Source organism: Halorubrum vacuolatum (assembly GCF_900188065.1).
GTDB lineage: Archaea > Halobacteriota > Halobacteria > Halobacteriales > Haloferacaceae > Halorubrum > Halorubrum vacuolatum.
This window is the reverse complement of sequence record NZ_FZNQ01000012.1, coordinates 62514-81811: the sequence shown is the minus strand read 5'-3', so window position 1 is coordinate 81811 and position 19298 is coordinate 62514. Positions and strand designations below refer to the sequence as shown.

The 19298-nt window shown below is 66.8% G+C and carries 25 protein-coding genes; 10 read left to right on the top strand and 15 right to left on the bottom strand.

Annotation, left to right across the window (positions count from 1 at the left end; all coding sequences use genetic code 11):
* Nucleotides 1–19 precede the first annotated feature (19 nt).
* The 4 genes from CHB65_RS11585 to mvk form a co-directional block, all read right to left on the bottom strand.
* Complete coding sequence (locus CHB65_RS11585) at nucleotides 20–310, bottom strand: hypothetical protein (RefSeq protein WP_089385232.1); 291 nt, start codon at nucleotides 308–310, stop codon at nucleotides 20–22.
* Nucleotides 311–328: 18 nt separating this feature from the next.
* A complete protein-coding gene (locus tag CHB65_RS11580; protein WP_089385231.1) occupies nucleotides 329–1366 on the bottom strand; it encodes an Mrp/NBP35 family ATP-binding protein in 1038 nt (345 codons plus the stop codon).
* A 95-nt stretch (nucleotides 1367–1461) separates the two neighbouring features.
* Nucleotides 1462–2283 carry an isopentenyl phosphate kinase gene (locus CHB65_RS11575; RefSeq protein WP_089385230.1) on the bottom strand — a complete coding sequence of 274 codons (822 nt, stop codon included), beginning with the start codon at nucleotides 2281–2283 and terminating at the stop codon, nucleotides 1462–1464.
* Complete coding sequence (gene mvk, locus CHB65_RS11570) at nucleotides 2280–3296, bottom strand: mevalonate kinase (RefSeq protein WP_089385229.1); 1017 nt, start codon at nucleotides 3294–3296, stop codon at nucleotides 2280–2282. Before mvk ends, CHB65_RS11575 begins: the two co-directional genes overlap by 4 nt.
* A gap of 377 nt (nucleotides 3297–3673) precedes the next feature.
* Here mvk and CHB65_RS11560 point away from each other — a divergent pair, with 377 nt between their 5' ends.
* Entirely contained in the window at nucleotides 3674–4732 is a 1059-nt protein-coding gene (locus CHB65_RS11560; RefSeq protein WP_089385227.1) for an amidohydrolase family protein, read from the top strand.
* An 18-nt stretch (nucleotides 4733–4750) separates the two neighbouring features.
* On the opposite strand, the gene CHB65_RS11555 is transcribed toward CHB65_RS11560, so the two are convergent.
* A complete protein-coding gene (locus CHB65_RS11555) occupies nucleotides 4751–6145 on the bottom strand; it encodes a protein adenylyltransferase SelO (RefSeq protein ID WP_089385226.1) in 1395 nt (464 codons plus the stop codon).
* A gap of 169 nt (nucleotides 6146–6314) precedes the next feature.
* On the opposite strand from CHB65_RS11555, the gene CHB65_RS11550 reads away from it, so the two are divergent.
* The 3 genes from CHB65_RS11550 to CHB65_RS11540 all read left to right on the top strand — a co-directional run bounded on the left by CHB65_RS11550 (nucleotide 6315) and on the right by CHB65_RS11540 (nucleotide 8242).
* The gene (locus CHB65_RS11550) at nucleotides 6315–6797 is read left to right on the top strand and encodes a hypothetical protein (RefSeq protein WP_089385225.1); all 483 of its coding nucleotides are present in this window, start codon (nucleotides 6315–6317) and stop codon (nucleotides 6795–6797) included.
* Between the two features lie 147 nt (nucleotides 6798–6944).
* Nucleotides 6945–7499, top strand: a complete 555-nt coding sequence (locus CHB65_RS11545; protein WP_089385224.1) for a DedA family protein — start codon at nucleotides 6945–6947, stop codon at nucleotides 7497–7499.
* A 101-nt stretch (nucleotides 7500–7600) separates the two neighbouring features.
* A complete protein-coding gene (locus CHB65_RS11540) occupies nucleotides 7601–8242 on the top strand; it encodes a thymidine kinase (RefSeq protein WP_089385223.1) in 642 nt (213 codons plus the stop codon).
* Between the two features lie 60 nt (nucleotides 8243–8302).
* Here the strand turns inward: CHB65_RS11540 and CHB65_RS11535 are convergent, their stop codons facing one another.
* The 3 genes from CHB65_RS11535 to CHB65_RS11525 form a co-directional block, all read right to left on the bottom strand.
* Nucleotides 8303–8581, bottom strand: coding sequence for a hypothetical protein (locus tag CHB65_RS11535; protein WP_089385222.1), 279 nt, complete (start codon nucleotides 8579–8581; stop codon nucleotides 8303–8305).
* A gap of 47 nt (nucleotides 8582–8628) precedes the next feature.
* Entirely contained in the window at nucleotides 8629–8913 is a 285-nt protein-coding gene (locus tag CHB65_RS11530) for a ubiquitin-like small modifier protein 1 (RefSeq protein ID WP_089385248.1), read from the bottom strand.
* A gap of 85 nt (nucleotides 8914–8998) precedes the next feature.
* Nucleotides 8999–9562, bottom strand: coding sequence for a transcriptional regulator FilR1 domain-containing protein (locus tag CHB65_RS11525; RefSeq protein ID WP_089385221.1), 564 nt, complete (start codon nucleotides 9560–9562; stop codon nucleotides 8999–9001).
* Between the two features lie 68 nt (nucleotides 9563–9630).
* On the opposite strand from CHB65_RS11525, the gene CHB65_RS11520 reads away from it, so the two are divergent.
* Nucleotides 9631–10221 carry a CinA family protein gene (locus CHB65_RS11520; RefSeq protein WP_089385220.1) on the top strand — a complete coding sequence of 197 codons (591 nt, stop codon included), beginning with the start codon at nucleotides 9631–9633 and terminating at the stop codon, nucleotides 10219–10221.
* A 17-nt stretch (nucleotides 10222–10238) separates the two neighbouring features.
* Here the strand turns inward: CHB65_RS11520 and CHB65_RS11515 are convergent, their stop codons facing one another.
* The 3 genes from CHB65_RS11515 to CHB65_RS11505 are packed head-to-tail and all read right to left on the bottom strand — an operon-like array spanning nucleotide 10239 to nucleotide 11095.
* Entirely contained in the window at nucleotides 10239–10442 is a 204-nt protein-coding gene (locus CHB65_RS11515) for a hypothetical protein (protein WP_089385219.1), read from the bottom strand.
* 37 nt (nucleotides 10443–10479) lie between these two features.
* Nucleotides 10480–10782: a DUF7542 family protein gene (locus tag CHB65_RS11510; protein ID WP_245809965.1), complete on the bottom strand. Its 303-nt coding sequence runs from the start codon at nucleotides 10780–10782 to the stop codon at nucleotides 10480–10482.
* Nucleotides 10775–11095, bottom strand: a complete 321-nt coding sequence (locus CHB65_RS11505) for a BolA family protein (protein WP_089385218.1) — start codon at nucleotides 11093–11095, stop codon at nucleotides 10775–10777. Before CHB65_RS11505 ends, CHB65_RS11510 begins: the two co-directional genes overlap by 8 nt.
* 72 nt (nucleotides 11096–11167) lie before the next feature.
* Between CHB65_RS11505 and CHB65_RS11500 the strand changes: the two genes are divergently transcribed.
* Nucleotides 11168–11602 (top strand): hypothetical protein, encoded by a 435-nt coding sequence (locus CHB65_RS11500; RefSeq protein WP_089385217.1) that lies wholly within the window; start codon nucleotides 11168–11170, stop codon nucleotides 11600–11602.
* 20 nt (nucleotides 11603–11622) lie between these two features.
* On the opposite strand, the gene CHB65_RS11495 is transcribed toward CHB65_RS11500, so the two are convergent.
* The 3 genes from CHB65_RS11495 to tbsP form a co-directional block, all read right to left on the bottom strand.
* The gene (locus CHB65_RS11495) at nucleotides 11623–11961 is read right to left on the bottom strand and encodes a cupin domain-containing protein (RefSeq protein WP_089385216.1); all 339 of its coding nucleotides are present in this window, start codon (nucleotides 11959–11961) and stop codon (nucleotides 11623–11625) included.
* 74 nt (nucleotides 11962–12035) lie between these two features.
* Nucleotides 12036–13727 (bottom strand): YcaO-like family protein, encoded by a 1692-nt coding sequence (locus CHB65_RS11490; RefSeq protein WP_089385215.1) that lies wholly within the window; start codon nucleotides 13725–13727, stop codon nucleotides 12036–12038.
* Between the two features lie 86 nt (nucleotides 13728–13813).
* A complete protein-coding gene (gene tbsP / locus CHB65_RS11485) occupies nucleotides 13814–14629 on the bottom strand; it encodes a transcriptional regulator TbsP (RefSeq protein WP_089385214.1) in 816 nt (271 codons plus the stop codon).
* Between the two features lie 357 nt (nucleotides 14630–14986).
* On the opposite strand from tbsP, the gene glyA reads away from it, so the two are divergent.
* From glyA to CHB65_RS11465, 4 genes are all read left to right on the top strand, one after another.
* Nucleotides 14987–16237, top strand: coding sequence for a serine hydroxymethyltransferase (gene glyA / locus CHB65_RS11480; protein WP_089385213.1), 1251 nt, complete (start codon nucleotides 14987–14989; stop codon nucleotides 16235–16237).
* Nucleotides 16238–16303: 66 nt separating this feature from the next.
* On the top strand, nucleotides 16304–17212 hold the full coding sequence (locus CHB65_RS11475; protein ID WP_089385212.1) for an acyltransferase: 909 nt from the start codon (nucleotides 16304–16306) through the stop codon (nucleotides 17210–17212).
* A complete protein-coding gene (locus CHB65_RS11470; RefSeq protein WP_089385211.1) occupies nucleotides 17202–18005 on the top strand; it encodes an Nmad3 family putative nucleotide modification protein in 804 nt (267 codons plus the stop codon). The genes CHB65_RS11475 and CHB65_RS11470 overlap by 11 nt, the downstream gene beginning before the upstream one ends.
* A 107-nt stretch (nucleotides 18006–18112) precedes the next feature.
* On the top strand, nucleotides 18113–18409 hold the full coding sequence (locus CHB65_RS11465) for a hypothetical protein (RefSeq protein ID WP_089385210.1): 297 nt from the start codon (nucleotides 18113–18115) through the stop codon (nucleotides 18407–18409).
* Nucleotides 18410–18438: 29 nt separating this feature from the next.
* Here CHB65_RS11465 and CHB65_RS11460 read toward each other — a convergent pair whose 3' ends face one another.
* Nucleotides 18439–19263, bottom strand: coding sequence for a M48 family metallopeptidase (locus CHB65_RS11460; RefSeq protein WP_089385209.1), 825 nt, complete (start codon nucleotides 19261–19263; stop codon nucleotides 18439–18441).
* Nucleotides 19264–19298 lie beyond the last annotated feature (35 nt).

Here is a 19298-nt window from a genome sequence, read left to right as displayed (position 1 = left end):
TCGGACCCCAGACGGGCCGTCACCGACGCAGGCCGCCCTGCTGTTTGATCGACATGATATGGCAGACATTTAAATAGATCTCCTCGGGCGAGGTGTCCTCCTCGGGGTCATACAGGTCGGAGACGCGGTAGAGGATCGCCGAGAGCTGTTTGCTCTCTGAGCTATCGCCGCGGACCTCCTCGGCGATCTCCCGAAGGAACTCGCGGCGCTCCGGGTCGTCAGGGAACGTCGCGTCCGAGTCCGGGGCCATCTCCCAGTCGACGTCGGCCTCTTCGAGGGCGTCCGCGGGTTCGTCCGGGTCGTCAGTCATCGCCCCACCACCTCCCGCTCATCGCCCCTGACTCACTTCGCGCCGGCGGACGACGCCCGCGTTGTTCGCGACGTTCTCCACGATCAGCTTAAACGCGTCCGCGGTCTCGCCCTCGCCCAACACGATCGGGTCGCCGTCGTCGCCGCCGGTCCGGATCGCGGGGTCGAGCGGCACGCCGCCGAGGAACGGGAGCTCGTGTTCATCGGCCATCCCCTGCCCGCCGCCGGTGCCGAAGACGTCGTGGACGCTCCCGCAGTCGGGGCAGGTGAATCCGCTCATGTTCTCGGCGACGCCGAGGACGTTGGTGTCGTGTTTGCCGAACATCCGAAGCCCCTTCACGGCGTCATCGAGCGCGACGGGCTGGGGGGTCGTGACGATGACCGCGCCCGTAAGCGGCAGCGTCTGGAGGATCGTGAGCTGGGTGTCACCGGTGCCCGGTGGGAGGTCCATCACGAGATAGTCGAGATCGCCCCACTGGACGTCCTCGACGAGCTGGGTGATGATCTTGTGAACCATCGGCCCGCGCCAGATGACCGGGTCGTCCTCGCCGGTCAGAAAGTCCATGCTGATCAGCTTCACGCCGTAGCGCTCGGGGGGCACGATCAGCTCCCCGTCCGTGTGCGGGCGCTCCTCGGCGGCCAGCATCCGTGGGACGTTGGGCCCGTAGACGTCCGCGTCGAAGAGGCCGACGCGCGCGCCCAGTTGCGCGAGCCCCGCCGCGATGTTGACCGACATCGTCGACTTGCCGACCCCGCCTTTCCCCGAGGCGACCGCGATCACGTTTTTCACCCCCGGAAGCACTTGGTCCGACGGCGAGACCCCTTCGGGGATCCGCGCGGAGAGCTCCACCTCCAGCCCGGTGTCCGCGAGGACGTCCCGCACGTCGGCGGCGATGGCCGACTCGTTCGGTGAGTACGGCGCGCCGAGCGCGAGCGAGATGTGTACGGTCCCGTCCTCGATATCGATCGCATTCACCAACCCGAGCGAGACGATGTCGTCGCCGAGGTCCGGGTCAGAAACCTTCCGAAGTCGGTCACGGACGGCAGATTCATCCATGTATAAGCGATGTATGGTGAGCTGAATAAGGGTTCTGTACGGGGAACCGAGTGGACCGCCCCCCGAGGGCTCATCCGATCCACGTGCCGGACGGCTCACCCGATTCGCGTGCCGGGTTCGTCACCGCGGAGGAACCCATCCAACCCATCCGGGCCGAAGACGAACGCCTGGGAGGAAAGCGCGAGCAACTCGCGGACCTTGCCGGCCATCCCGCCGGAGACGTCCGTCGCGTCGCTTCCGCCGAGATACTCGGCGACGGCCTCGAAGGAGGTGATCTCGGGGACGATAACCCCCTCATCGTCCAATACACCCGGGACGGTCGAGCAGAGGCCGACGCGATCCGCGCCGAACCGCTCGGCGATCTCGACGACGAGTTCGTCGCCGGAGACGACCGTGATTCCGGCACCGCGGGTCGCGACGCCGTCGCCGTGGATCACCGGAACGAATCCCTCCGCGAGCAGCGTCGCCATCGAGGCCGTGGGGAGGTCGAGGTCGCGGTCGACGCCCGACGGCCGCGAGGACGTCGACAGCGGATGTACCGGAACCGCCGGTACGGACCGATCGTGAAGCCGGGTCACGATCGCGTGGTTGAGCCGCGCCATCGCCCCGTGGATCTCGAAGGCCGCCGCCGCGTCGTGGGTCCCGGCCGTCGTCGAGACGCCGTGTTTGCTCGCGTGATGGTGGCCGAAGCTCCCCCCGCCGTGAACGAGGACGAGCCGGTCAGGCGCGACGGCGCCGTCGGCCAGCGCCGCGCCGATCGTGTCGCAGGCGGCCTCGAGCGCGTTCTCGTCGATGGTTTCCGGGCGATCCTTCTCGGTGATCAGGCTTCCGCCGAGTTTTACCACGACCACGTCGTCCGAGCCGACGACCACGTCGTCCGAGCCGTTTGGGCAGTCTTCCGTCGCATCCTCGCTCATGACTCCTCCACGCGAACTCCCTCGGTCGCAAGCGACGCGTGGAAGGCGTCCTCACACCCCTGCGTGTACGAGAGGGCGACCTCGACCTCCCCGGTCGGATCCAGCGCGACGATACAGCCGCCGCCGCCCGCACCGGTAAGCTTCGCGCCGTATGCACCCGCCTCCCGCGCCGTCCACACCATCGCATCGAGTGAGCGCGCGGAGACGCCGAGGGCAGCGAGCAACCCGTGGTTGAAATCCATCAGCTCGCCGAGTTCGACGAGCAGCTCCCTGTTCGCGTCCGCCTCGGGGACGGCCTCCGCAAGCAGCCGCTCGCCCGTTTGCACGATGTCGCCGATCGCCGTGACCGTGTCGTCGGCGAAGCGGTACGTCGATTTGAGCTCGCGAACGCCGGCGACGAGCTCGCCGGTGTCCCCCGCGCCACCGTCGAAGCCGATGACGAACGGGAGGTTCGGCGCGTCGATCGGGTTACAGTCGTCGCCCTCGATCCTCACGGCACCGCCCATGGTCGAACAGAACGTATCGGCGCGCGATGCCTGCCCGTCCTGCACCTCGAACTCCGCCCGGTAGGCCCGGTCCGCGAGTTCCCGTCGATCGATCGGCTCCCCGAGCGCCCGGGTCGCGGCGTCGATCCCCGCGACGACGACCGCCGCGGAGGAGCCGAGCCCCGCGCCGAGCGGGATGTCGCTTTCGATCGTGATGTCGAAGCCGGCGTTCGGGCTGTCGGCGGCCGCGCGTGCCTGCCGAACCGCGGCGTCGACGTATCCCATCGCGGCCTCCACGAGCGGGGTCGGCACGTCGACGTCCGGACGGGCGCCGGTGCCGCCGCTGTACTCGACCGTGAAGCCGTCGAGCGAGAGGTCGGTCGCCTCGACGCGGACGTGGTCGTCGGATCGCGGTTCGGCGGTCACCGTGGCTCGGCGCTCGATCGCCGCCGGCACCGCGGGCTCGCCGTAGACGACGGCGTGTTCGCCGAAGAGATACACCTTCCCCGGCGCGCTACAGACGGTCATACCACGCCTCTCATCCCGCGGGCATACAGGCGTTGCGCTTGCCGTCGATCGGGGGCTTCCCGGCGAGGTGATCGTCCGCCGCCGGGATGTTTATATATCCGCGGCACCCGTTGACATGTAGCGGTGGCCCCGTCGACGGCGACGGACGCCGCCCCGGGGACCGGGGGAATGCACGCGTCCCCGTATCGACCGATCGAACGGGCCGGGGAACCCGTTCGACGACTTGCTTCGGTGAACACGTCGATCGCGAGCGGTAGCCACATTCGTCCCGCGATCGTCGGTTATGAGCTTTTACCCCTGCCATCGCCGGTCGTGAGCTTTTACTCCTGGAATCGCCGGTCGTGAGCTTTTAATCCCGCCGCCGGCGAGTGGGTCCTATGCATCTCGAGGGGACGATCCTGGTCGGCCGTGAGTTCGAGCCCGTGGAGGGCCGGGTCGTCACCGCTGACGGCGAGATCGTCCGGATCGAATCGTGCGCGGTCGACTCGGACGACGTGATCCTCCCGGCGTTCGTCAACGCCCACACCCACATCGGGGACTCGATCGCAAAGGAGGCCGGCGAGGGGCTCACGCTCGACGAGCTCGTCGCGCCCCCCGACGGGCTGAAACACCGGTTGCTCCGGGCGGCGAGCCACGCGGAGAAGGTCGAGGCGATGGCCCGTACCCTCCGATACATGGAGTCGACGGGGACGGGCACGTTCATCGAGTTCCGTGAGGGGGGGATCCCCGGCGTCGAGGCCCTCCGAGACGCGCTCTCGGGATCGGGCGTCGAGTACGGCGCGCGCGACATCGACGCGGTCGTGTTGGGTCGCGACGATCCGGATGTCCTCGCGGTGGCCGACGGCTATGGCGCCTCCGGTGCCCGCGACGGCGAGTTCGAGTCGGTCCGGACGGCGACCGGCGAGGCCGGCAAGCTGTTCGGGATCCACGCCGGCGAGCGCGACGCCGACGATATCAACCCCGCGATGGATCTCGATCCCGACTTCCTCGTCCATATGGTACACGCGGAGCCGCTGCACCTCGATCGGCTCGAAGACCGGGGGACCCCCGTAGTCGTCTGTCCACGCTCGAACCTCGTCACGAAGGTCGGCGTCCCGCAGGTCCGCGAACTATCGGCGCGGACGAAGGTCGCGCTCGGGACGGACAACGTCATGCTCGATTCGCCATCGATGTTCCGCGAGATGGAGTTCGCGGCCAAGTTGGCGGACCTCCCAGCACGGGAGGTGTTGCGCATGGCGACCGTGAACGGCGCGGAGATCGCGGGGCTGAACCGTGGGGTGGTCGAGGAGGGTGCCGACGCGCGCCTGCTCGTGCTCGACGGCGACTCGGACAACCTCGCCGGCGCCCACGACCTCGTGCGGGCGATCGTCCGGCGGGCCGGCCATGCGGACGTCAAACGGGTCGTGCTGGATGGGACGCCGCTGCGTCGCGAATAGATCGACCGTTCGACCCGATCACGTGTTACAGTACGTCGTATATTCTGCATCGAACCTTCGTGGCGGCGGTTGTTGGAACCGTGGATCCACGTCTTTCGAGCGGTAGGGATCCTCCAACACGGCCAGAAGATCGTTGAACGTGGAGAGATCGTCGGTTTCGAGATACGCATCCAGCGCCTGTTCGACCAGGTAGTTGCGGGGGATATACCGTGGATTGGCCTCCTGCATCAACTCCTCATCGAGCCCGACGGCGGCCAGCTTTTCCCGCAGATCGGCGAATTCCGCCGTTGCAAAGGTGGGGTCATCGACCGTCCCGGGCGCCTCCAATTCGAGGAACGTGTTGGTGTAATCCGCGTTCGATTCGCGAAGCCACTCGAGGAACTCATCGACGAGTTCGCGTTCTCCGTCCGCGTCGATCCCCAGTTTCTTCCGCATCATCGAGTAGTAGCGTGTATCGAATCGGTCCGGAAACTCCTCCAGTTTGTCTTCGAGTTCGTCGTACGTGAGCGCCGATCGTGCACACAGCGGCTGGAGTGCCTCCGCGAACCGTTCGAGGTTCCATCGTAGGATCGGTCGCTGATTTCCGAACGCATATCGCCCATGCCTATCGATCGAGCTGAAGACCGCCCCCTCATCGTAGTAGTTCATGAACGCACAGGGTCCGTAATCGAACGTCTCCCCGTCGATACTCATGTTGTCCGTGTTCATCACGCCGTGGACGAAGCCGACACGCAGCCAGTCGACGGCCATCTCGATCGACGACTCCATGACCGCATCGAAGAACGCGAGGTACGGACGATCCGTCGTGTTCAGCCGCGGGTAGTGTCTGTCGATGACATAGTCGGTGAACGGCTGTATCTCCTCGGACCTCTGGCTTGCGACATACTGGAAGGTGCCGTATCGGATGTGGCTGTTCATCACGCGGACGAGGATCGCTCCGGGTTCCGTCCGTCGTCGAGTCACTGTTTCGTCAGTTTCGACGACTGCCAGACTCCTCGATGTCTTGATATTGAGGCCATACATCGCGGAGGAATACAGATACTCCCTGAGCATCGAGCTGACAGTCGCGTTGCCATCGCCCCGTCTGGCGTACGGCGTTCGGCCGGATCCTTTCAGTTGGATATCGTATCTGTCACCATCGTAAACATGTTCCCCGAGTAACATCGCTCTGCCGTCACCTAAGAGGCCAAAACCCCCATACTGATGGCCTGCATAGGCCTGGGCGATCGGTTTCTCGGAGCGGTTCTGTCCGGTGAGGGTGTCCGCCGTGAGCTCCGCTGGATCCACCCCAAGTTCAGCACAGAGCTCGTCATTACGACACAGGATCTCGGGGTTCTCGACCCGTTTGGGCGTGACCTTCGAATAGAGGTTTGAGTCCAACCGTTTGTACGTCGTGTCGAATGAAAACGCCATGCAGGTTCAGTTACCGTTCGGTTGCTTGGCTTCATAACCTTGACCCAGAAGGTGCTACCACCCGTTCGGACAGATCGGATCACACCACACGGGAAGCCGCTCACCTGCGGCTGTCAAGATCGGTCTGGCGATAGGGTCAAACCGGTCGCGGCCATAGGTTTTTTTGAGCATGTTCGACCCCTCGTTTCTCGGTGGGCTCACCGGTGGACTGATCGCCGGCGTCCTCGCGACGCTGACGATGGACGTGGCGATGGCGCGACTTCCCGAGGGGGAGACGCCGCCGAAGGTCGCCGCGAGCGTCCTCGCCGGAACGGCCGTCGATTCCGCGCCGGAGCGGCTTGCGGCCGTGGTTCACTACGTCGCCGGCGCGGGCTCGGGCGTGTTGACCGCGGCGATGCTGGCGGGCGGTGTCGCCGTCGCCGCCGCACTCGGGGTCGGCACCGCGGGTGTGGGTGCGGTCGTGACGGCGGCTGGCGTCGCGTTTGTCATGTTCGTCTGCATGGTCGGCTTCTTCGCGCTCGTCCCGCTCCCGCGGACGACCGGGCTCGCCCGCCAGCGACTCCGGGTGGTGCGACGCGATTGGGCGATCTGTGCGGTCGTCTATCTCGTGGTGGCGATTCCCCTCCTCCTCGCGGTTGGACAGGTCGTCTGACTGAGCTATGACGGATATCTAGTAGGTCTGTCGAAGTCAAGCAGGGCTGCCGGATGTCTAGCGGACGTCCGAGCGATCGGACGCCAGTTGGCGGCCACACACGGCCACTTCACGCCCTTTTAACCGTCTGAAGCACGTGTGGCCCCTATGCTTCCGGAATACGCCGAGATCTTCACCCTCCTGAAGGCGCTCGGCGTCCCCGTCGTCCTGCTGTTCTTCTATCTCGACGGCGCCCTCGTGGGAAAGTTCATGCCCCCGGCGACGCTGTACGTCGCCTACGTGGCGCTCTCTGCGCCCTCGAACGAGGTCATCGCTCTCGTCGCGGGTGCCAGCGTGGTCGCCTCCACGCTCGGGCAGTTCACCATCTATCGCGGGTTCAACGAGGAGAGCCCCGAGTTCATCGGGATCCGTCGAACGGTTCCGTACGTCGACCGGGTCCCGTTCGTCGTGAAGGATCGGATCGGCGACCGGAAGATGGATCTCGTTGGGCGGCTGTTCGACCGTTTCGGCGGGGCCGGGATCGTCGTGACCAATCTGATCCCCGGTGTTCGATGTCTCATGTCGATCCCTGCGGGCTTGAGCGCCTACCCACGCGGTCGGTTCCTCGCGGCCGCCACGCTCGGGAACGTCATCTACCTCCTCCTGTTGACGGGGATCGCCCGCGGGATCGCCGGGCTCGCACGCTTTGCGCCGAGTTTCTGATCGTCAGTCACCCTTTCGGATCGTCGCTCACGCGGGAATGTGCCGACGGCCGGGACGTTCGGAGGGTAACCGTTTAGTCGTTGGTGACCGGCCGATCGGGTATGCACGCCATCACCCGCTCAGGGTGGATCGAGGTCATCACGGGATCGATGTTTTCCGGAAAGACGGAGGAGCTGCTCCGACGGCTGCGTCGCTCGGAGATCGCCGGACAGTCGGTCGCCGCGTACAAACCGGCCATCGACGACCGTTACGGCGAGGCGACGATCGGTACCCACACCGGCCGGCAATGGGAGGCGACCGTCGTGGAGAACGAAGGCGATGGGCCGCTCGCGATCCTCGCGGACGCCGGCGACGCGGAGGTGGTCGCGGTCGACGAGGCGAACTTCTTTTCGAACGCGCTCGTCGAGGCCTGCAACGGGCTTGCAGACCAGGGAACCCGTGTCATCGTCTCGGGCACGGACGTGACGTTCCGCGGGGAACCGTTCGAGCCGCTCCCACAGCTGATGGCGACCGCCGAATACGTCGATAAGCTGCAGGCGATCTGTACCCAGTGCGGTGAGCCCGCAAGCCGGAACCAGCGGCTGATCGACGGCGAGCCGGCCCACGCCGACGACCCGACGATCCTCGTCGGTGCCGAGGAGTCGTACGAGGCGCGCTGTCGTGACTGTCACGTCCTGCGGGAGGGGCGTTCCGCTGAAGAGGCGACCGACGGGCGGCGCTCCGATCTCCAAAGCCAGCGGTGAGCGTTGACCGAGTCAGTCGACGGATAATGTGTCCTTATTCTTTCAGTCGTCCCCGTCGTTTCAGTCGTCCCTGCCGTCCCCGTCGTTCTCATCATTCCCGTCCGGAGTCGTCTCGACGGCCTCGGCGTTGGCTGTGCCGCTCAGTTTATAAAGCCCGACGAGGGCGGCGAACACGAGGATGGCACCCTCGACACGCACCGCGGTGGGGAGCCAGTCGCGCGGTTCGGCGTCCTCGGCGCCGCGATAGGCGATCGCCGTGAACCCGCGAAGGACGACCCGCGGGGCGAGCAGTTCGAGCAGTCCCAACACGCCGGCGAGGAGGAGCAGGTGTCGTTTCATGACACCGAGGTTCGACGGGTAAGCTAAAAAAGTGTGTGGGCGACGGATCAACCGCCGTACACGGACGGAACCGCCCGAACGATGTCGCCATCCGAAAGCGCCGTCTCCAGCCCGTCGAGGTGTCTGATGTCGGTTTTGTTCCGGGTGACGACCGTGCTTCCGGCGAGTCCGTCGCCTTCGGGGTCGAGCAACCGACCGTCGAGTGCGGGATAGCGCGCTTCGAGCCGGGAGAGCAGGTCGCCAAAGGTCGCGCCATCCTCGACGGAGAGGATCATCCGATCGTGGTCGACCGCGTCACGAAACGGCCCAAAGAACCGGCACTCGACCTCCATGGCTCCGCTTGCCGCGGCGTCGACTTCACCCCGTCGGTCCCCGTCTTCGAGGATGTGTTGATCCGGTTGGCGTGACGATAGCCGATCAGATCGGATCGGCAGCATCGAGGTATCGCCGTACCGACCCGACCCCCCACTCCCGGACGGCCTCCGCATCCGTCACGAGCACCGCCGCGAGACCCTCCGCGTCGAACCAGCCGACTATCACCCGGTCGTCGGCGAGGAGGATCCCGACGGGGGAGTCCCCGGGTGCCACGAGGAGGTCGACCGGGCGATCCGCGAGCAACGGGCGGATGGCCGCGCCCGCCGGACCGTCCAGTCGGTCCCGGGCGGCCCCGACGAGCACGATCCGGCCCTCGATGGCGTCGAGGTCGGGTGATGAGTCCAGCGCCGCTCCTTCCTCGGGGATCGTTGGAAGGAGCGACGGGACGAGCCGGGGGATGACGCCGACGACGGTGGCCGTCCCCTGGAGGGTCGCCGCGACGGCGGAGAGCGGCCCGATGTCGTCGCCACGCGCCGATAGCGTGACCCCATTTGTCCCGACTGCGAGCGGCGACCCCGTGGCGTGTTCGACGAGTGCGACGAGCCGATCGCGTGCGGTGGGATCGTCGCGCTCGGACCGTGCGGTGGGATCGTCGCGCTCGGACATACCTCCGTTCGGTCGGCGAGCCCAAAGAGGGTGGCGGGTTTCAAGGTCGCGGCGGGCCACGTGCGGGCATGACCGATGGAGACGCGGCGACCCGTGGACTCGACGGGGATCCGGACGCCGACCGCCCGCCCGCAGTCGTTCTCGGCGACCTCCTCCGGGAACGGGGTGAGACGTTGGCGGCCGCCGAGTCGCTCACCGGCGGGCTCGTGAGCGCGCGGATCGTCGACGTGCCGGGCGCGAGCGACTACTTCGACCGCGGGTTCGTGACGTACGCCTACGACGCGAAGCGGGAGGTCCTCGGGGTCGCCCGCGAGACGCTGGACGCCCATGGCGCCGTCAGCGCGCCGGTCGCCCGGGAGATGGCCGCACGGGCACGCGATCGAGCCGATGTCACGTGGGCGGTTTCGACGACCGGTATCGCCGGTCCGGGTGGTGGCCGCGAGGGGAAACCCGTCGGACTCGTCTACGTCGGCGTCGCCTACGCCGCGCCGTGGGAAACGGACCGCTCGTTCGCGCGGAGTACCCGTCTCCTGTTGACGGGCGACCGTGACGCGATCAGGGAGGGAAGCGTCGACGGCGCGCTGTCGGCGTTGCTCGCGGCGGTCCGGGACGTCGCTTCACACGATCGGAACCCGGACGCGGACGGCAGTAGTATATAAGTGGGACCGATAGTCGGCTACTCTAGGTATGCGTGTCCAACGACCGCGACGAGAATGGCGCCGAGGACGATCCACGCGAACGGCTCGGCCGCGAGCAGCGCGAACGGCCGCACGACCGACTCGTCGAACCCGAAGAGCGCGCCGGCGGTGAGCACGGCCACGATGACGAACGTGGCGATCACGCCCGCCACGCCCAGGATCGTCGACTCCCCCGCATCCATACCACCGATCCGGTCGGGGAGCTAATAAGCCCGTCCCTTAAAAAGGAAACCGCCCGTCACACGCTTCATCGCCGCGTTCGGGGATCCCGCAGACCCCGGCGGCGTCACCGGCGCGCTCGACGCCGGCCGAGAGCCGTTCGATCCGCCAGTCCACGGCGTGGCCGGTCTCGGCCTCGTGGCGCGCGAGCCCGACACGCGCCTCCCGAAGCCGACGATACGTGACGTCGAAGCCGCAGTCGGCACAGTCGACGGTGACCGCCGTCCGCCGGCCCTCGTTGGACGTATCGGTCACCCGTCCCTCGGACGTATCGGTCACCCGTCCCTCGGTAGCGTCAGTCATTCGACGGCAACAGCCCCGCGGCCCGGAGTTCGTCATCGAGCGAGCCGTCTCCGTGTTCGAGGTACGCCTCCGGCGTGTAGGTCTTGATTTCGAGCGCGTGGACCGAACTGGTCATCTCGTCGCCGACGGCGTCGTAGACGCGCTGGTGCTGGGCGACCAGCGACTCCCCCTCGAAGGCGGGCGAGACGACGAACGCCGCGAAGTGGGCGTCCTCGTCCTCGTCGTTGTACGCGCGCGGCGCCGTCACCCGCGCGACGCAGTCGGGGATTCCCGCCTCGATCAGGTCGGCGACCTCCTCGGATCGGATCGTCATATCGGGATCACCGCTCCGCGGGGACAAATATGGACCGCAAACGGCTTGCGGTTCGGGTGCCCATCGACGGCCGTGACGGGCTCGGATCTCGACGCGGCTGCCGCCCGCCGTCGACTGCTCGGGACGCATCGGGAGACGGTGATGGAGGTGTTGGCGTGTGGGGAAGCGGTCGCCGAGGGATTCGAGACGACCGTCGGCGGCGACCCGGCGACCCGTGAGTCACGGGTGCTCCGGACGGATCTCCGGACCGTCCTCGACCGTGCCGGGTTGCTGGAGGCGCTTGCCACTCTGTTACCCGACCTCGTCGCGGCCGCCGGCGGAAGGCTTCGAGCCACGCCCGTCGCCGCGCCGCCGTACGTCGCGGTCACGGCGACCGGCCCGGTACTGCGCGCGACGCTGACGGAGGCTCGCCTCGTCATCCGGATCGAGACGTACGACGTGGTCGACGGTGCCTTCTGTTGGCGGGATCCGACCCCCGAGGAGGCCGTTTTCGTTCGGCTTCGGTGAGCTATCCGGACGTCGATCCTTCACTCGCCCCAATCGGGATCGACGCGTGGCGGCGAGAAGACGTCGAACCCCTCGACGGGAACGTCGCCCTCGTTCACCGCGGCGTGCGGCTCGCCGCCCGGGATCACGAAGGTGTCGCCCGCGTGCACCGGGACCTCCTCGCCGTCGATGTGGAACGTGAGGGTCCCGCTCGTTACCGTCCCGATCTGCTCGTGAGGGTGGTCGTGTTCCGGGACCTCCGCGCCCGGTTCGATATAAAACCGCTGGATGCTCGCCTCCTCGCCGCTCGCGCCCTGGGTCAGGTGCACACCGGGAACAGCCTCCACGGCGTCGACCGTTTCGTCGGGGATGACGTCCATGATGGACCCGCGTCCCGCGGAGACTTAAATCCGGTCCGGGCCCGGTCGTGGGGGCGTTCTGCCAGCTATCCGGATCAGGGGAAGGGATGATACTCGGCGTCGAGCCGTGGCTCGAAACCCATCGACCGGGGAACCTCGTGCGCCCGGTCGCCGAAGAACGGCTCACGGGTGAAAAGCGGCTGGGCCGCGGGTACGAGGACACGGACCGCCTCGAACCCGAGCGCCGCCACGTCCCGCGTCGTCGTCCGCGCGGCGTACGCGTCGAGACCCACCTCCTGGAGTCGTGCGAGGACCGCCGCAAGCTCGTCCGCACCCGAGCGCTCCGGGTCACCGAGGCCCGCGACCGGGACCGAGGCGTCGGGATCGAAGAACTCCCGGGTGACTTCGGGAAAGTCGGCGTGATAGCCGATCGCGGCACCCTCATCGACCGCCCGCTCGGGACCCATCCCGCGTAGCTCGACCCAGTTCTGTAACGCCTCCGCAAGCGCGCTCCGGACGGCGGCGACCGGATCGAGATCCGCGCCCGACCCGGCGGCGAACCGAGGCCAGTCGTCGTCGCGATGGACCCCGACGGCGACGACCGGCACGTCGATGTCAGTGGTCAAAAGAAGCGGTGTCACCGTCAGCGACTCCGCGCGGGCGCGCTTGCAAAGTTCGGTCACTGCGTCGTCTTCGACCTCGAGTCCGAGGGGCTCGATCGTCGAGTACCACGCTGTCATCGTCGCGTCCCGTTCGATCGTCTCGTAAAGCCCCGACAGCAGCGCCTCCGGACCGGAGTTCCCGAGCCCGAGTCCCGTCGTGATCGCCGGCCTGTAGCGCCGCTCCGGCGGCGGGAAGTGGACGAACTCCGCGGGCAGGCTCACCGGCTCGCCGGTCTCGAGGTCCTCGCCGGTCGTCCACGGCAGGGGATCGTCCCGGTCGTAGTCGTCGGCGTCGGCCGGCCGAACGAACGCGTCCGGGGGGATGGGGTTCGACACGTCATCCGCGGGGGCGTTCGTGAACGCGTCTTGGCGGTAGATCCCGGCGGCGTATCGTTCAAGCCCCTCGCCGAGCGCCTTCATGAACGCGACGTTCCAGTCGCCGTCGGCGCCGCCGGCGAACTCCGCCGCGCGCGCATCGGAGAAGTGCGTCGTCTCCGCGGTCGCCGCGACGTAATAGGGCAGCGGAAACGAGGACTGCTCGCCGACCTCCCGGAGCGGACCGATCCGGGGGTCAACGGCCCGCTCGGCGCGCGAGATGGCGTCCTCAAGCGTCGATCCGGCGTGATCCCGCGGAATCGATCCATCGGGTGCACCCCCACAGCCACAGCCGGGGACGGGAAGGAGCGTCCGCTCCGGGCCGGGCACCTCAACGACGGTGTCCCCCACGGCGTCGCCGGACAGCAGCCGGATCGTCCGGCGTCCCGCGAGCGCCCCGGCGTACCTGACCGCCGAACGCGTTCCGGTCGGCGACGTGGCGTGGTCGGGTTCGGAGGCGGCGACTCGTCGTCGGAGACAGTCGTAACACGTCCCGTCGAACACGGTCACGGCCGCATCGACGGCTGCAAGCGGGACGCCCCCGATGCCGCCCACCTCGACGGCGACCCAGCGGTCGAGTCGGTCGTTCGCCGCCGCGAACGTCGCCGATCCGGCGGTTCCGACCACGACCGCGAGGTCGAAGCCGTCGAGAAGCGTCGCCTCGACCGACATGCGGTTCACGTCGATGTCGGCGAGGGCTGCCTCGACGGCCTCCGCTGCGGGTCCCTCTCCGACCAATCCGATGTCCATGACCCCTCCGACGTGGAGGGACGAAAAAAACCCACGGGACCGACCGTCGTCCGGCCGGGAAATCGGTTCCGCTCCGGGGAGCCGACTCAATCGAGCAGTTCGGCGGCGTTCGTCGCCAGTTCCCCGGCGTCGAGACCGATCAGCCGCTCGTCGCCGATCTTCAACCGCAGACGGGGACGCCCCACGTCGATCGGGACCTTTTCGGTGTCGATGAGTCCGAGATCCTCGAGGCGCGTCTTCGTCCGGGAGAACGTCGCCTTCGAGGCGATACCGACGTCCTCGCCCCATTTCGAGACGTCATATAACAGGACGTCGTTTTTTGCGGCGACGAGCAACGAGGCGGTCACCTCATCGAGACCGTCGCCGTTTCCGCCGACGGTCCCGAGCGAGCCGAGCATGCGATCGAAATCGTCCCGTGTCGCCTCGCCGAGTTCCGCGGCCATCGTCTCACGGACGCGGGTGAGCGGCGGCGTCCGAAGGGGGTATTCAGCTGCGTCCTCGAAGGCCCCGTGATACGTCCGTGACACCTCGGAGACGAAGTCGTCATCGTCCGATGCGAGCGCGGTGAGTCCCCCGTCGGTACCCACGAGCGCGAGGACGCGTTCGGTGGAAATAAAAAGCGAGTTCTCGGCATCGTTCGATTGGATGCGGAGGGTGAGCGCCCCCGCGTCGATCAGATCGGCCGCCTTTGACGCGATCAGGAAGTCGTCCATGACTCCCTTCAAGGCTCGACGATCGGCGAGCACCGATGTCGCGGGCAGTCCGTCCCCCTTCGAACCCGCCTCGATGATCGAGACGACCGTCTCCGGCGAGGGATCGACGACGAGCAGGCCATCGTCGGCCTCGGCGGACGCGGCGTCGATCATTTCCTCGACGTCCGTCCCCAAACGCTCCGACTCCATTATCATGGCATGTAAAGGTCGGATGCGTATTTAATATTAACGGGTTAAGAGAGAGAAAAAGAACGAATGAGCCCCTCATACCGCCGAATGCGCCGGTTACGCGTCTCGGACTGATATCCCCTGATTCTCAACCCGTGAGATGATCTCTCGTGATGATCGCTCCGTTCCCCGAACGAACGGCGAGCGGTGTCGTAACACCTACACCGCCTCGCGGTGGACGTGTCGTGACTCTCACGCCGTCGTGGTGCTCATATCGTATCCACGGCAGCTATCGCGTGTGCGTGACGGACGCTCCCGGTTCGGTGTGATCGACAAACAGACGGATAGGCTTATTTTCGGGCCGTTCCGCACACCAATATGGACTACGACTCGGTCCGAACGGTCGACACGGCTGTCGCCGACGCACTGATCGGTGAACGGGAGCGTCAGGAGGAGACGTTGGCGATGATCGCAAGCGAGAATCACGTCAGCGAGGCCGTCTTGGAGGCACAAGGGAGCGTCCTGACGAACAAATACGCGGAGGGGTATCCCGGCGAGCGCTACTACGCGGGCTGTGCGTACGCCGACGAGATCGAGCAGCTCGCCATCGATCGGGCGACGGAGCTGTGGGGTGCAGAACACGTCAACGTTCAGCCACACTCCGGGACGCAGGCGAACCAGGCGGTCTACCACGCGATGCTTGATCCGGGCGATAAGATCCTCTCGCTCGAGTTGACCCACGGTGGTCACCTCTCGCACGGACATCCGGCGAACTTCACCGGGCAGATGTACACCGTCGAACAGTACGAGGTCGACCCCGAAACGGGCCGGATCGATTACGACGGGCTGGCCGAACTGGCGGAGTCCTTCGGCCCCGATATCATCGTCTCCGGCTACTCCGCGTATCCCCGCGCGGTCGATTGGGAGCGGATCCAGGCGGCCGCCGACGCCGTCGACGCCTACCACCTCGCCGACATCGCACACATCACGGGGCTGGTTGCCGCCGGCGTCCATCCCTCCCCGGTGGGGATCGCCGACTTCGTCACGGGATCGACACACAAGACGATCCGGGCCGGCCGCGGCGGGATCGTGATGTGTGACGCCGAGTACGCAGACGAGATCGATCAGGCCGTCTTCCCCGGTGGGCAGGGCGGTCCTCTGATGCACAACGTCGCCGGAAAGGCGGTCGGGTTTAAAGAGGCGCTCACTCCCGAGTTCGAGGCGTACGCGCAGGCGGTCGTCGACAACGCCGAGACGCTCGGGGAGACGCTCGTCGATCATGGCCTCTCGCTCGTCTCCGGCGGGACTGACACCCATCTCGTGTTGGTTGACCTCCGTGACTCCCATCCGGACCTGTCGGGCGGCGACGCGGAGGACGCACTCACGGAGGCCGGGATCATCCTCAACGGTAACACCGTGCCTGGTGAGACCCGTTCGCCGTTTGATCCCTCGGGTATCCGTGCCGGCACCGCGGGACTCACGACGCGCGGATTCGACGGGGCTGCGATGGAGGAAGTCGGCGATCTGATCTACCGCGTTGTCGACAACCACGACGACGAGGCGGTGATCGAGGAGGTCGGCGAACGCGTCCTTGAACTCTGTGCGGACCACCCCCTGTACGCCGAGTAGGGAATCGCCCATCCCCGACCGACCGGGAACCGAATCCCTTTGAGGCTCGCCCGCGAAGGCCGGTCAATGACCAAGCGACACGTGTCCCTTCCCGACTCGGCGGAGGCCGGTGTCCGAGGCTTCATCAGCGAGGTGGACGAGCGGCTCTCCTCGGAGGAGGACACCTGTGAAGTCGTCAGGGACGTCCTGATCGATCTGTTCGGGGATCGCGAGGCGTGGGAGGCCTGGACCGACGGCGAGGAGGTCACGCCGGCTGAACGCGTCCGCCTCCAGGGCTATGATCCCTGCAACGCGACGCTCGAATCGGAGTACTACGCCGAAAAGGACGAATCGAAATTCCAGCGCTCGAAACACCTCCAGTGGCTCTGGCGGCAGTTCGACGCGACGCCGATGGCCGACAACGTCGAGTTCGCGCTCCGGTTCCGACAGATGCTGGGGAAACACCTCTTCGCGGAGTGTGGGGACAACTGTCGCTTCTTCAAGGGCATCTCGTTCACCTACGGCCACAACATCGAGGTCGGCGACAACGTCGTAATTCACGACGACGTCCACCTCGACGATCGCGGGGCGCTCACGATCGGCGACCGCGTCTCCATCTCCGACGGCGTCCACATCTACAGCCACGATCACGACATCGTCGACCAGACCGAGGTCCGGAACTTCCACACGATAGTCGAGGACGACGCCCGCGTCACCTACGACGCGATGGTGCGTGCCGGTTGCCGGATCGGTGAGAACAGCGTCGTCGGCGGACGCGCCGTCGTGCAGGGTGACGTCCCGGCGCACCACGTCGTCGTCGGCATGCCCGCCCGGAGCGTACGCGTCAAACCCGGCTGGGAGGATGTCGCCGAGGAGCTCCCCGACGGAAAGCTCCAGAACCGGCAGGACGAACGGGAGATCCCCTACGAACTTCCCGAGGACCTCGATAGGTTCGACGAGTTCAAACGCGATCTCGACGCCTCCGATGGGGGGTAGGCCACGCGCCGTCGCGGTCAACGTCGCCGCCAACACCAACGAACCGGGGTTTCGCGGTCCGGTGTATCCGGACGGGTCGTTCGCGTACGTGCCGATCCCGGAGGATGCACCGACCCGTCCGCGTGAGGGGTTCCCGACGGACGAACCGCTTCCGACCTACGGTGACCTCGACGTCCCGTTCTCACTCCCGAATACACTGCTGGGGACGCCGATCCACGCGGACCCGGAGTTTCCCGACGTCCACGGGCGTGAGCGGGCGACGTACGGCGATCCCTTCGGCGTGAAGGCGGGACCGATCGCGACGCTCGGACCCGGCGACTGGCTCCTGTTTTATGCGACGCTCACGCTGCGCCCCGCGGATTGGCGGGGACCCGGCGAGGAAACGGTGAGCGACGCAGGTGCCGACGGTCGGAGTGGCGACTGGCTCGCCGAAGAAGGTGTCCCGGTCGCCGACGCCCTCGCACCCGACTGGGGTGCGTATCTCTTCGCCGCGATGCGGATCGATCGTGTCCTCTCGGAACCGACGCGGGATGAGGCCGCCGAAGTCGCCCCCACCAACGCCCATCTCAAACGCGATCCGTTCGATGCACGGATGATCGTCGCCGGCGAGCGGGAGGCGTCGGGACTGTTCGATCGGGTCGTGCCGTTAAGTACACCGGGAGCTGGCGTCGAGGCGAACCGCCTCGTGACTGAACGGTCATCGGATTCCGGGAAGGGACCGTGGTGGCGACGACCGTTACGGTTCGGTTCGGACGCCACCGCCGAACTGCTCGATCGGATGCGGCTTGCCTGACGTTTGTCGGCGGTCGTGCGCGACTTGTCGGCGGTCGCCTGTGGCTTGCGGATCATCGATAACCGTTCGGCGAAACGAACTTTGTCACTGAGTCACATAACACACATATGGCCGAACTCTCGACGGCGGAGATCGCCTTTCGGCTGTTCGTCGCCGGCGTCGCGATGGTCGGCCCGACGCTGCTGTTCCTCGGCTTTTGGCGGTTCCTGATGTGGCTGCGCGACGATCGGCTGATCGACGTGATGGTCGCCCGTGGCGTTCTCGATGAACAGCCCGCGCCCTCCGCGGCCGACGTGCTCGCGACGGCGACCGCGTCGCATCCGGGCGCCCGTCGCTGTCCGTTCTGTGAGAAACAGAACCTGCCCGGCGTGCGGCAGTGTCGCGGATGCGGTGAACGGCTGTAGGCTGTTCCCAGCAGCCTCCAGTGAACCGATCAGCTCCGCAGCCGCTCGATCCGCTTCTCCGTCGGCGGGTGGGTCGCAAAGGCGGACGCGAGCAGCCCGCGCTCGCTGTTGAAGATACAGAGGGCGGCGGTGGCGTCATCGACGGCGGAGTCGCGGCCCTCCGATCCCGAGGAGATCTTTTCGAGCGCCCGTGCGAGGGGATCGCCGCCTCCAATGTGCCGGCGTGCGTCGTCATCGGCGACGTACTCGCGGTAGCGTGAGATCGCCATCACGAGGACGGTGACGAGCATCTGGGCGACGATCGAGAGCGCCCAGCCGACGAGGAAGCCGCCCGGGTTGTCCTCGCCGACGAAGACGTAGACGAAGTAGACCGCCCAGCCGACCATCATCCCGATGGAGCTGCCGACGGTCATCATCAACACGTCCCGGTTTTTGATGTGTGCGAGTTCGTGAGCGATCACGCCCTCCAGTTCGTCCCGCCGCAGCAGGCGGATCAGTTCCTCGCTCACGACGACGACGCCGTCGCCCTTCCGGCCGGTCGCGTACGCGTTCGGGACGCCCATTGACATCACCATCAGCCGTGGTTTCGGGATGCCCATATCTCGCGCCAGCGACTCGGTCATCCGGTGGATCTCGGCGTATCCCCCCTCGTTCGGCATCTCCTCGGCCTTCCGCGTCGCCATCCACGTTCCGAACTTATACTGGAGCACGGGGAACGTAAGGAGCAAGAGCGCCACGATCGGCCACGCGCCGGTGCCCAACACGGCGAGCCCGACGATGCCGACGGCGAAGTACAACGCCGCCAGGAGCGATCCCACGACCGCCATCCGAACCCGTAGCCCGAAATCGGTGATACGCGGGAATACAGCCGTCTTTACTTATAAGGGCG